Below are 12,764 nucleotides of genomic sequence, written 5' to 3'. Positions count from 1 at the left end.
GGCCAAATTGATGGACGGGCCTCATTCGGATAGCGCTTCTGGATGAAGATTTCATGCTCAATGCCGCCCCCGAAAGGCTTTCGCCATCCGCATGTGATCATCTCCTGCGTTCTCTGGCAGTACCTTCGGCTCGCGCTGAGTGTGGGGAATGGTGAGGATCTATCGGCCGAGCGCGGTATCATTGTCAGCCGAGAGGCCTTCCGGCTCTGGGTCAATCGCTTGGGCGCGCATTTTGCCACCTGCATCCGCCGCGACCGGTCAAGGCCGAACGGCAAATGGCGCGTTGATGAGGTCGTGGTTACGATCAACGCTGAAAAGCACTGGCTCGGGCGTGCGACTGATGCCAACGGCGACGTGCGGGACAATCTTTTTTTCAACTGCGCCGAAACGCAAAGGCGGTAAAGCGCTTTCTGGAAAAATTGATCACGCGTCTCGGTGCGCAGGGTGTCCGTGACGGTCGATGAGGTCACGCCGCAGGATTCCGACACGTCTCTGAGAGTAATTCGCCAGATGTTGCATAACTTGAACGCGAAGATCTGAATCTGGTCAATGAAAATCAACCTTAGGTCGTGTTGTCACCAAGTTAAAATGTCGTGTTGTCAGCCATTTAGAAATGTCGCATCGGGGCAGGGCGGTCGCGACAGGCGAGGAGCCGGCCCCGGCCCGATCTCGGGCGGGGCATCATTCTGCTGTTGGGCCATGATCCAGGCCAGTGTCTCGCTGAGCCGTTTGTTCTCGATGATGGTGGCATGGGTGACGCGCTGCTGGCTGGGATCGAAGACCCGGTAGGGCAGTGCGACGCCTTTCCAGCGGATCTCCAGCCGCCGGTCGGCATGGGCATAGGTCTCGACATATTTGCCGATCGCGCTGCGCGCCAACGCGCTGTCGTCCAGAATGTATTTCCGGCGCTCGTAATGCACGGGGAGGCTGGTGCCGACCTGGCGCTGGTCGCGGATACACAGGATGTCCTGCAGTCGTGACGCCGCCAGGTTCAACGGCCGGTGCAGGTCATCAAGCCGGGCAGGGACCCGGGCAAAGCGCAGGTTGTGGCCCGCGGTGAAGCCCGGCAGGAATAGGTTGGCTGTGGCGATGTCGCGGATGCCGGCGAGGCGCAACTCCTTGACCAGACGGTCTTGCAGCGTTCGATTGGCGCGCTCAACCCGGCCCTTATCCGGCATGATAGGAGCGGCGCTTCGAGCCTCTGCCGGTTCTTCAGGATCGGCGTTATGGTGAGACCATCCGGATTCTGGGGCGCCGGGAGCACGTGAGTGCGGGCAGACCGACGAACAAGCATGGGCTGCGAGCCCGAGCCTTTAAATGGTCGCCCCTGCGGCCCGCCCGGATGCGCTGCGAGCGCGGATCTGTAGGTGCCGCGTGCCCGCCGCTCCCGTTGACTGAGACAGTTGTGTTTCGGGAAGGAGGAGCATGCATGAGAATCATTGGCTTAGACATCCATCGCGTCGTTGCAGAAGCTGTTGCACTGGAGGGTGCGACGGTCACGAACCTGGGGCGGATCGGGATGACACGTGAGCATCTGGCTGCTTTTGCGGCGACGTTGAAGAAGACCGATCACGTGATTGTCGAGGCGACAGGGAATGCCACGGCGGTGGTCGAAATCCTGACGCCACATGTCGCGCGCGTGGCCGTTGCCAATCCGCTGCAGGTCCATCTGATAGCCAAGGCGAAAACAAAGACCGACAAAATCGATGCCCGCGTATTGGCACAGCTCTATGCCGCTGGTTTCCTGCCGGAGGTATGGGTTCCGGATGAGGCGACCCTGGCGCGTCGACGCCAGGTCACCCGTCGGACCCAGATCGTCAAGCACCGGGTCCGTCTGAAAGGGATCGTGCAATCAGTCCTGCACGCGCATCTCGTCCCGCGCTGCCCACATGTGGATATTTTCGGCATCAAGGGTCGAGCCTGGCTCAAGGCGCAGTATCTGCCGGACGACGAACGCGACGCCATCGCGCGTCACATCGACGAATATGACCGATTGACCGAGGCGCTGAAAGGCGTCGAGAGGGACATTGCGCGCGCTGCCCTAGAGGATGCGCAGGTCAAAAGGATGATGACTGCACCCGGCGTCGATATGGTTGTGGCGGTTGGCGTAATGGCAGCCATTGGCCGGATCGACCGCTTTGACAATCCCGACAAGCTGATCTCCTATTTTGGACTGAACCCGAGTGTTCGGCAGTCTGGCGACGGGCCGGCATATCACGGCCGGATAACCAAGCGCGGGAGATCAGGGGCCCGTCACCTTCTGGTCGAAGCGGCATGGCAAGCCATTCGCGTGCCGGGTCCCTTGCGGGCATTCTATGAACGTATCTGCGCCCGCCGTGGCAACCACATTGCGGCCGTGGCTGTGGCCCGGAAATTGACCGTCCTGATCTGGCACATGCTGACGAAAGGCGAGGACTACATTTGGGTGCGGCCAGCGCTGATGACTCGAAAAATGCGGTCATTGGAACTCGCAGCCGGTCTTCCCGCACGGCGAGGCCAGCGCGGTGCCACTTACGCGTACAACCTGCCAGAGCATAGACGCGCAGATAGGGCTGTCGCAGACCAGGCCGAGAGCAGCTATCGGCGGATGACCCAAGGCTGGCGAAAACGGGGGCCGGAACGCGGTGCAGGCGCCACAAACGAGGAACGTCGATGATTTGGCCGCGCGACGGGGCTTGAACCTCACACCCCGCCCTTTGCCCCGTGGTCGCCTGCATGGGAGAAAATAGCATGTAGCCGCAGAAAGGATCTTTTCAATCTCATCCGTGGCCTGGCTGCTGTTGGCGCAGATGATCTCGATGTTCAACTCGCACAGCGCGCGGCCGAATTGCGTCATGCCGTGGCCGGATCTGGCTTCGGCCCGGTTCACCCGGAAGACAGAATGCTTGTCGCTGTAGAAGGCGACCGGCCGACCATGCCTCTGCAGATAATCCCGCAGCGCCGCAAAATAAGCCTCGGTCGTTTCCGAGGCCACGAAACGCATCTGCATCAGCCGGCCGGTGGCGTCATCGATGAACACCAGCAGCGTGCAGGCCGGACCGCGATCTTCGAACCAGCGATGTTCCGAGCCGTCGATCTGGATCAACTCGCCCAATGCCTCGCGCCGCAGCCGCGGCTGGTGCAGATGGCGCCGCTGCGCCCGACTCTGCCACAGACCGGCCGCCAGCATCCATTGCCGCAGGCTCTCGGAGGAGATCCGGATGCCATGCCGCTCCGCCAACTTCTCGGCCGCCAGCGTCGGGCCGAAATCGGGATAGTCACTGCGGATCAGCGACAGGATGTAGTCGCGCTTCAAATCGCTGGTGCGGTTGTTCGACGGCCGACCGCGCAGCTTATGGCGCACGGCCATGGCGCCTTCATCGCGAACCTTGCCGATCAGACGCTGGATCTGGCGTTGGCTCAACTCCAGAAGCCGCGCCGCCGTCGCCGTGCGCAGGCTGCCATCCAGAACCTGCGCCAGCACCTCGATCCGTTGCAGCTCGCGTTCGCTCATCAGAACAAGTCCCATGTCGAAGCCCTCATGCCACGTGGTCAACACCAGCGTCAGCACTCAGCGCGGAGGCGACAAATCAACTTTGCCAGTTCGCGACTATTCTACTTTTGTTCTACAGGTCGTACGCAGATAATCGGATTTATGTAATCAAAAGTCATTCCGGGCGGTAGCTTTCGGCTGACGGCCGTTTCTCAGCCCCAAAGCGAATTTTCGAGTTGTCGCCCCTTCACCTCTCGAAATGCATCTTGGCTCGCTATCAACAGAAAGGGCGGTTTGCTGCCCACCGCGCTGCGGCACAGCAGCCGCAGCATGATTGTGGAAGCAACCGCTCAGACGGCGCGCAGCGGGAAGCTGGGTCTCACATCCCAGATCGGGGGTTAAGCCGACTTTCGGCCGTGCGGCACTTCATCCGTAGCAATCTGAGATAGCAGCTATTCGTGCGCGTCCCAGCGCGGGAGCCGTCGTTCAGCGACAGCTATTACCCCTTCATCTCACCGCCTCGACACTCGATGCGCTAGGTACATCTCTGCCGGCTAGACCGGAATACAAGGCGGCGGTTTAAGCCGCACTCGCCAAGGCGAAAAAATTGTGCAACCGAGCCGAATGTGAAGGCCGCGTTGTTGCATGGTGCTTCGAGCTCGAAGCGGAAACGGATCGGCTACCAATTCTACAGCATGGTTGCCCTTCGCCCAGCCAGATGCCGCAAGAAGTTTATTTTGCCCTCTAGACGTAACTACCCCTCGCCCTGTTCAGATCGTATCCATGACAGGAAGGCCTGGCGCGCCCTGCGCCGCGCGCCATCGATCGGGATCAGGCTGGACTGCGTCAGATAGTAACCGAAATCCTCGAGGACCGAGATCTCGGAAAGCTGGACTAATCGCCCCTCGGCCAGATCGGGCTGGATCATCGCCAAAGAGCATAGAGCGACGCCCTGTCCAGCCAGGGCGGCGGCGCGCAGCAGGTTGAAATCCTCGAATACCGCACCAGGCAACCGGTCCGGCACCGTCTGACCGGCCCGTTTCAGCCAGGTTTGCCAACCTGCTAGGTCACTGTCGTGCAAAAGCCCGACTTGGAGCAACCATCGTGATGTCAGTTGCGCGGGCGCAGAACCGACCAACGCAGGACTAGCCACTGGAACGCTACGCCCCGACAGGAACGGCTCAGCCACGATGCCGTCGCTCACGGGGCGCGAACCGGAGAAGGTGAAGGCGAGGTCGGTCGTCATGAGGTCGATGTCGTGCCCATGATGAGCATAGATCACGCGCAGCTGAATTTCTGGGTGCCGTGCCCGAAAACGCGGCAATCGCGGGATCAGCCAGCAGATCGCCACGGATGGAATAGCCGCCACCACCAATGCTCCGTCCGAGCTGGCAGGGCGTGCCCTCCGGCATGCAGCATCGATGGCGTCGAGTGCCATTGTCAAATCTCGGGCCAAGGCAGCGCCGCGCGGCAACAGCGTCGGCACCCTTCCGCCACGCTCGAACAAAGGTGCTCCAAGCCATTGTTCGAGATGCTTTATCTGATGACTGACCGCCGGCTGGGTGACGAACAGGCTTTCGGCGGCGGTCCGAAAGCTACCGGTCCGGGCGACGGCCTCAAAGGCGCGAAGTGCGTTCAGCGGCGGTTGGATCATGCGTCCCACTCATGAGAAAAACTTATCAACCGATTATAAAACCTCTTTTGACGCTCGCAACTCACGACCCTCAACCTGAACGAAATGTAACGTAAGGAGGGTCGGATGGCCGAACGTGAGAGACTTCAGAGCTTTGTCGGGAACGGAGAGAAGGCCAAAGGCACATTCTCGGCCTCCGAGATGCAGCGCAGGCTGGTTGAGATCCGCAAGCACATGGCCGCCAGCGATATCGATGCCGCGCTGTTCACGTCCTACCACAACATCAACTATTACGCCGATTTCATGTTCTGCCAGTTCGGGCGGCGTTACGGTTTTCTTGTCGATCAGGACCATGCGACCTCGATCAGCGCCGGGATTGATGGTGGCCAGCCCTGGCGGCGTACCTTTGGCAACAACCTGACCTATACCGACTGGCAGAAGGATAATTACTTTCACGCCATCCGCCAGATCATCGGCAGCGCAAGCCGGATCGGCATCGAATTCGACCACGTCAACATCGACCTGCTGGCACTGCTGAAATCCGAGTTTCCGGGCGTCGAGTTCGTGGATATCGCTGCTGCGGCCATGCGCCTGCGCATGATCAAGTCGGCCGAGGAGATCGCCCATATCAACGAAATGGCCCGGATCGCCGATGTCGGCGGTGCCGCTTGCGTCGCGGCATTGGCCGTCGGCGTACCCGAGCATGAAGTTGCGCTGCATTCGACCGCGACCATGGTTCGCGAGATCGCTGGAACTTGGCCGGATGCCGAGTTGCTGGACACCTGGACCTGGTTCCAGTCAGGGATCAACACCGATGGCGCGCATAACCCTGTCACCTCGCGGCGGATCGAGGCGGGTGATATCCTGTCGCTGAACTGTTTCCCGATGGTCGCAGGCTATTACGTCGCGTTGGAGCGTACGCTCTTTGCCGAGCACGCTAGCGACGAACATCTCCGCCTTTGGGAATTTAACTGCAGGGTGCATGACCGCGGCAAGGAATTGCTGGTACCGGGTGCGAAATGCTCGGAGATCGCGGCCGAACTGAACGAGATGTATGCGGCACAGAACCTGCTGCAATATCGCAGCTTCGGCTATGGCCACAGTTTCGGCGTGTTGTCGCACTATTACGGCCGTGAAGCCGGGCTGGAGCTGCGCGAGGACTGCGACACCGTACTGGAGCCCGGCATGGTCGTCTCGATGGAGCCGATGATCACCATCCCCGAAGGCCAGCCCGGCGCCGGTGGCTATCGCGAGCACGATATTCTCGTGATCGAGGAGGCCGGAAACCGCAATATCACCGGCTTCCCCTATGGTCCCGAGCATTTGATCGTGAAGGGCGCGGCCAAGGCCGCCTGAATCCGCATCCATGCGCGGCCGCTTTGACGGCCGCCCATCGCGCCACCTGATGTCTCGACGCAAGAGCAGGCTGCCAAACCCCAAGCTCAGATCACAGCAGGTGCTGGAGACTTGGAAAACAATATCCAACAGGAGAGCAATGATGAAGGAGATCGCCATTACCACCGCAATGACGCTGCTTGCCGCGACCGCCGCCGCAGACGAAATCACGGTCATGTCTTGGGGCGGCACCTACGGGCAAAGCCAAGTCGAGGCCTATCACAAGCCCTTTACTGTCCGAACAGGTATCAAGGTGGTCGCGCTCGACAGTGACAACCCGGCGATCCCCATCAAGGCGCAGGTCGAGGCGGGCAATGTCACCACCAATGTCGCCGATGTCGAATATGCCGACGCGATCCGCTTGTGCGACGAAGGCCTGCTGGAGCCGATCAATCCCGCGATCCTACCGCATGCACCCGACGGGACCCCGGCGAGCGAGGATTTCCTGCCTCAGGGTCTCAGCGATTGCGCGGTCGGTTCGATCGTGTTCTCGACGATCTTTGCCTATGACAAGACGAAGTTCCTTGACGCTAAGCCACACACCATTGCCGATTTCTTCGACACCCAGAAATTCCCCGGCAGGCGCGGGATCAAGAAGGTCCCCAAAGCTGTTCTGGAAATGGCCTTGATGGGCGACGGGGTACCGGCGGATCAAGTCTACACCGTGCTCGAAACTCCGGAAGGCATCGACCGCGCCTTTGCCAAACTCGACAGCATCAAGAAAGACATCGTCTGGTGGGAAGCAGGCGCGCAGCCGCCGCAGCTTCTGGCCGATGGCGAGGTCGCGATGACCATGGCCTATAATGGTCGGATCTTCGGCGCTGCCGTCGCAGAGGGCAAGCCCTTCGAGATCGTCTGGGATGGACAGGTCTATGAATACAACCTGTTCGTCATCCCGAAGGGTGCCGGGAAGCAGGAACATGCACTGGAATTCATCAAATTCGCCACCGACACGCAACGGCTGGCGGATCAGGCGAAATGGATCAGCTACGGACCCGCTCGCAAATCCTCGGCCGGGCTCGTCGGCCTCTATCAGGACGGCAAGACCGAGATGGCCTCGCATATGCCCACGAACCCCGACAACATGACAAATGCGCTTGGATCATCCTACGAGTTCTGGGTCGATCACGAGGCAGAACTGGCGGAGCGCTTCAGCGCATGGCTCAGTCTGAGTTAACCTTGGAGACTCTGCATCACGGCACTCGTCTCTGCCTGTTCGATCGACAGGCAGCGCGAGGCAGGAGTGGAGCTGGACGAGTCCCTCGGCTAGTGCGCGAGGCTATCCGTTGGCTGTATTTTGCTTAGTTTCATTCAAAGCAGATCGCCGAAGGAGGTTTATGAAGCGATCTAGAACCTGTGATTTGTGGTTACGCCCCCAGACTGCAGTAACAGGTAGCTTACTGCTGACATTTCGCAAGGGACGGACCTCGACTCCCTGACGTGGAAGGTTTCCAACACAGCTCGAATAGATCGTTACGCCGACCCCGGCAACAACAAGTCCAAAAATACCTTCGCTGTTGGATGCCTCAAGGACGATGTTGGGAAAAAAGCCACGACTGCGACATTCGGCGAACAATCTCGTGCGAAATGCTGCCCAGTTTTCGCCGGTACCCAGCACAAAATTTTCATCCGCCAGTTGCTCCAGCGTCAGAGATGTCTCCCTGCATAGCGGATGGGAGGCAGGAAGCAGTGCAACATATTCGTCCTCGTCAAATGTAATACAACTTGTGGTCTTGTGGCGGAACTCTCCGATCATGAACCCCACATCGATCGTCTGCTGTAATAGCGCCATGTGCTGGCTGGTCGTTGGCATGAAGATCAAATTCAAACGAATCTGGGGGTGGGCAGCGGCGAAGTCACGCAAGAAATGCGGGAGACGACCATTAATGGCGAAATCGGTATAGGCGATTCTCAACTCGCCTCGGATGCCGCGAGCGGCATTCCGCGCACTAGCCACCGCTTGTTCAATTTGCGCCTCTATGGTCGAGGTCTCGTCTAGAAACGCCTTTCCGGCCTCGGTCAGTTCGACCCGACGAGTGGTCCTTAGCAGAAGCGGCGTACCGATTTCGGCTTCCAGCTGTTGCACAATTTTCGAAAGCGCGGGTTGGGCGAGATGTAGCGCGTCGGCCGCTCGACCGAAATGCAACTCTTTTCCCAGTGCTGCGAAAACGCGCAGATGGCGTAATTCCAAGCCCATTTTTCCGCCCAAGATTAATAGCTGTTTGGAATTAATATAGTAAAAATTAATATTGTACAAACGATGAATACGGTCTCATCGTTTTGGGGCCTTCGAATGGTTTCGGGCCACCGGAGCCACAGGAAATCAAAGAAAACAGGGAAGATTTCACCATGAATAATGGATCTCCGCTATCCTCGGGCCCGACGCGCCGCCGGATGCTCGCCCTGGCACTGGCGGGAACGGCGCTTCCGACCCTGATGCCGCGTCTGTCTCATGCGTCACAGAACACTGTCGTCGTCTCGAACTGGGGCGGCGATTGGAACGATCGAACCGTCCGCTTCGTCGAGAAGCCGCTGCTTGAGGACAAAGGCTTCAACGTCGTCCGCGATCTGGGAATGGAGCCCGAGCGCAAGGCCAAGCTGCTGAGCGAGAAGCGCATCCGTCGCGCATCCTCCGACCTGATCCATGTCAACAGCTCGGACGCCTTCGAGTTGAAGCAGCAAGGGGTCATCGCGGATCTCGACCTGACGAAGATCCCGAATTACGCCGATGTGGTTGAAGAACTGAAGGCACCCTATTTCGTGCCATGGCTCTATAGCGGCGTGGTCATCATCTATAACAAGGATAAGGTCAGCGAACCGCCCAAATCCTATGCCGAGTTGTGGGACCCGAAATGGGCCGGACGCATCGGGCTGACCAACCAGCTGTATTTCAATTACATGATGATGGCGGGACTTGTCGCCAAGGGTGACATGACCAGCGTCGAAGACGGTAAGCCTTTGCTCGAAAAGCTTGTCAGTGACAGCCAGCCCAAACTCTACGCAGCCCACCAGCAATTGCAGGCGGGACTGGCGAATGGCGAGGTCGACATTGCCATCAACTACAAGGCGCGCGGCCTGCAATGGGCCAAGGACGGCTTGTCTCTGGGCATCCAGTATCCCGATGAAGGGGCAATCGCTGTCACCTTCGGCGCATGCCTGACCGAGTTCGGTCCAAATCGCGATGCGGGCTATAGCTATCTGGATGCGATGTTGGACCCGACCGCAATGGCGGGACTGGCGGAAGCAAGCCTTTATGCCCCGGCAAATCCCAAGGCCTCAATCTCGGACGAAACCCGGGCATTGGTCGATTTCACCCCGGAGCAGCGCAGCAAGATGCGCTTTCTCGATTATGCCTATGTGGCCGAGAACACTGCCACATGGCTCGAATGGTGGAACAAGTCCTTTGCTGGCTGATCCCCGGACCGCAGGCGGAGCAGGCGCATGAGCACGACCGAAACCTTCTCAGTCTCCCGACCGCCAAATGGAGCCCCGAAAGGAGCACCGCGACGGCCGGGAACACCAATGCTGGCCACGCCCGCAATCATCTTCGTGGCAATCGGGCTTCTTGCCCCGCTGGCGCTAATGCTGCGCAACAGCCTGAACCATTACGACCCGACCGAGCTGATGATGAGCGCGGTCACGGCTGAGAACTACCTCAAATTCTTCAGCGATAGCTTCTATCAGGGCGTGCTGTGGCGCACGGTCTGGATCTCGGGCCTGTCGACGGCAATCTGCCTCGCGGCGGGCGTGCCCGTCGCCTATTTCCTTGCCCGTCATGTCGGCGATCTGGCCAAGCGAATGCTGATGATCGTGATCCTTGTCCCGCTGCTGATCGGCAATGCCGTGCGCACCTCGGCCTGGATGCTGATCCTGAACGACAAGGGGGTTCTGGCCGCGTTTCTGGGCCTGTTCGGCCACAAGGGGCAGCTGGGGCTGATGTATTCCTCGGCAGGGGTGGTGATCGGGCTGATCTCGGTCCTGTTGCCCTTCATGATCATCACACTCAACAGCGTCTTTGAATCGATCGACCGCAATCTTGAGGACGCGGGCGAGAGCCTTGGAGCCAGTCACCTGACCATCATGCGCCGGATCGTGCTGCCGCTGGCATTGCCCGGCATCCTCTCCGGCTCGGTCCTGTGCTTCATCCTGTCGATGAACGCCTATGCGACGCCGGTACTGATTGGCGGCCCGACATTTCACATGATGGCACCGACCGTCTACCAGCAGATCGCCAAGGTGATGAACTGGCCCTTCGGTGCGGCGCTGGCCTTCATCCTGATGGCCGTGACCCTGATCCTGACCGTCGGCGTATCGGTGCTGGTCCAGCGCAAATACCGGAAATGGAGCGAATGATGAGTAATCAGGAAAAATCCGTTCGCTTGGCCTATACCGGGACCAGCATCCTCGTCATCGGCTTCATCGTATTGCCGTTGGTCTTTATCGTCTGGATGAGTTTCTTCTCGAACAAGATCCTGTCTTTTCCCCCTGAGGGCTATACGCTCGACTGGTATCGCCGCGCATGGGAGATGTCCGATTTCCGGAACGGCTTCTTCCTCAGCCTGCGCACCAGCTTGATCGCGACCTGCGTGGCATTGGGTCTTGGTCTGCCGGCCAGTTTTGCGTTGGTCCGCGGACGGTTCAAGGGCCGGGAGACGATCAACACCATTCTGATGTCCCCGATGATCGTGCCCGGAATCGTCGGCGGCAGCGCGCTGTTCGTCTTTTTTCTCGAGGTCGAGTTCCTGACTGGCTGGCGCATCGCCGGGTCCAGTATCGGGTTGATCATCGCCCATAGCCTGATCGCGCTGCCTTGGATGATCCGGCTGGTCACGACGTCACTGATCAGTGTGCCTCCCTCTGTCGAGGAAGCCGCGCGTAGCCTTGGCGCTGGCCCGCTGACCGTGTTCTTCCGCGTGACGCTGCCGGTGATCCGCTCGGGCGTGATTGCGGGATCGCTTTTCGCCTTCGTCAATTCGTTCATCGACCTTGAGAAGTCGATCTTTCTGGTCGGGCCCGACAGCACGACACTGCAGATCGCGCTGATCAACTATCTCGAATGGAACTTCGACTCGACCATCGGCGCGGTGGCGACGGTCCAGATCGGCCTGATCACCCTGCTTCTGCTGATCTCCGACCGTTACGCCAAACTCAGTCGCGCTTTCTGAAAGGATAAACCATGCCCGAAGTCGTTCTTCAGGATGTCGCCAAGCATTACGGCAATTCGGTCGCGGTCGAGAACATGAGCCTGCGCATCGGCGACGGCGAACTGGTCGCGTTGCTGGGGCCCTCGGGCTGTGGCAAGACCACGACCCTGCGCATGATCGGCGGATTTGTCGACGCGACCAGCGGCCAGATCACGGTCGGCGGGCGCGACGTGACCCATCTGCCGCCGAACCGTCGCAATATGGGCTTCGTGTTCCAGAATTATGCCCTGTTTCCACATATGACGGCAGCGCAGAACGTGGCCTTCGGTCTTGAGATGCGCGGTCTCAACAAGGCCGACACTGAACGCAAGGTGCGCGAGGCGCTGGCGCGGGTGCGGCTGGGTCATCTGGCCGATCGCCTGCCGCGCCAGATGTCGGGCGGCCAGCAACAGCGTGTGGCGCTGGCCCGTGCGCTGGTGATCGAACCTGATGTGCTGCTGCTTGACGAGCCGCTCTCGAACCTTGACGCCGCGCTGCGCCACGAGATGAAGATCGAGATCCGCCAGCTTCAGCAATCCCTCGGCCTGACCACGGTTTTCGTCACCCACGATCAGGACGAGGCGATGAGCACCGCCGACCGGATGGTTCTGATGTATAACGGCAAGGTCGAGCAGGTCGGCCCGCCGGACGAGGTTTATGGTCGTCCGCGCTCGGCCTTTGCCGCAGGCTTCCTCGGCATCCCTAACCTGCTGCCCGGACGTATGACCGCGACGCAGGACGGCTTTCGGATGGAAGCGGGGCCGGTCCTTCGCCTCGGCAGGCAAGAGGCGCAGATGGGCAAGTCCTTCCTTGCGTTGCGTCCCGAGGTCGTGGGCATCGCTGCTGAGGCACCAGAGGGGGTGGCCAACATCCTGCCCGGTCGGGTCGAGGTCATGACCTATCACGGCGCGGCGGTCGAATATCAGGTCCAGACCGAGGCAGGCCCGATGCTGACCGCCCGCGCAACGGCACCCGGACTAGGCGGTCCCAATGTGCTGCCGGTCGGCGCGCGGGTCTGGCTGCACTGGGCGCCTTCGGCAGGCGCGATCGTCAGCGAGAACTGATCCAAACCTACGGAGAA

10 protein-coding genes and 2 pseudogenes are annotated in these 12,764 nt (G+C 60.0%); 8 read left to right on the top strand and 4 right to left on the bottom strand.

Features of this window, described 5'->3' with window-relative positions; translation table 11 throughout:
* Positions 1–42: 42 nt before the first annotated feature.
* Positions 43–437: pseudogene (locus RGQ15_RS19460) on the top strand (DDE-type integrase/transposase/recombinase); the annotation flags it as partial.
* A gap of 162 nt (positions 438–599) precedes the next feature.
* Here the strand turns inward: RGQ15_RS19460 and RGQ15_RS19455 are convergent.
* Complete coding sequence (locus tag RGQ15_RS19455; protein WP_409201358.1) at positions 600–1,178, bottom strand: hypothetical protein; 579 nt, start codon at positions 1,176–1,178, stop codon at positions 600–602.
* Between the two features lie 251 nt (positions 1,179–1,429).
* On the opposite strand from RGQ15_RS19455, the gene RGQ15_RS19450 reads away from it, so the two are divergent.
* A complete protein-coding gene (locus tag RGQ15_RS19450; RefSeq protein ID WP_311161741.1) occupies positions 1,430–2,656 on the top strand; it encodes an IS110 family RNA-guided transposase in 1,227 nt (408 codons plus the stop codon).
* Between the two features lie 90 nt (positions 2,657–2,746).
* On the opposite strand, the pseudogene RGQ15_RS19445 reads toward RGQ15_RS19450, so the two are convergent.
* Positions 2,747–3,508, bottom strand: a pseudogene (locus tag RGQ15_RS19445) (ISNCY family transposase); the annotation flags it as partial.
* A gap of 718 nt (positions 3,509–4,226) precedes the next feature.
* Positions 4,227–5,126, bottom strand: coding sequence for a LysR family transcriptional regulator (locus RGQ15_RS19440; RefSeq protein ID WP_311162462.1), 900 nt, complete (start codon positions 5,124–5,126; stop codon positions 4,227–4,229).
* Between the two features lie 105 nt (positions 5,127–5,231).
* Here RGQ15_RS19440 and RGQ15_RS19435 point away from each other — a divergent pair, with 105 nt between their 5' ends.
* Positions 5,232–6,461, top strand: a complete 1,230-nt coding sequence (locus RGQ15_RS19435) for an aminopeptidase P family protein (protein WP_311162461.1) — start codon at positions 5,232–5,234, stop codon at positions 6,459–6,461.
* 139 nt (positions 6,462–6,600) lie between these two features.
* Positions 6,601–7,677, top strand: coding sequence for an ABC transporter substrate-binding protein (locus tag RGQ15_RS19430; protein WP_311162460.1), 1,077 nt, complete (start codon positions 6,601–6,603; stop codon positions 7,675–7,677).
* Positions 7,678–7,779: 102 nt separating this feature from the next.
* Here RGQ15_RS19430 and RGQ15_RS19425 read toward each other — a convergent pair whose 3' ends face one another.
* A complete protein-coding gene (locus RGQ15_RS19425) occupies positions 7,780–8,697 on the bottom strand; it encodes a LysR family transcriptional regulator (RefSeq protein WP_311162458.1) in 918 nt (305 codons plus the stop codon).
* A 152-nt stretch (positions 8,698–8,849) separates the two neighbouring features.
* On the opposite strand from RGQ15_RS19425, the gene RGQ15_RS19420 reads away from it, so the two are divergent.
* From RGQ15_RS19420 to RGQ15_RS19405, 4 genes are all read left to right on the top strand, one after another.
* On the top strand, positions 8,850–9,914 hold the full coding sequence (locus RGQ15_RS19420; protein WP_311162457.1) for an ABC transporter substrate-binding protein: 1,065 nt from the start codon (positions 8,850–8,852) through the stop codon (positions 9,912–9,914).
* A gap of 108 nt (positions 9,915–10,022) precedes the next feature.
* Positions 10,023–10,853, top strand: coding sequence for an ABC transporter permease (locus tag RGQ15_RS19415; RefSeq protein ID WP_311162456.1), 831 nt, complete (start codon positions 10,023–10,025; stop codon positions 10,851–10,853).
* A complete protein-coding gene (locus RGQ15_RS19410; RefSeq protein ID WP_311162455.1) occupies positions 10,853–11,665 on the top strand; it encodes an ABC transporter permease in 813 nt (270 codons plus the stop codon). The genes RGQ15_RS19415 and RGQ15_RS19410 overlap by 1 nt, the downstream gene beginning before the upstream one ends.
* A gap of 11 nt (positions 11,666–11,676) precedes the next feature.
* Positions 11,677–12,747, top strand: a complete 1,071-nt coding sequence (locus RGQ15_RS19405; protein ID WP_311162453.1) for an ABC transporter ATP-binding protein — start codon at positions 11,677–11,679, stop codon at positions 12,745–12,747.
* The last annotated feature ends 17 nt before the right edge of the window (positions 12,748–12,764 follow it).

The organism is Paracoccus sp. MBLB3053, from assembly GCF_031822435.1.
In the GTDB taxonomy this organism is placed as follows: domain Bacteria; phylum Pseudomonadota; class Alphaproteobacteria; order Rhodobacterales; family Rhodobacteraceae; genus Paracoccus; species Paracoccus aurantius.
This window is presented reverse-complemented; position numbering and strand designations above follow the sequence as displayed.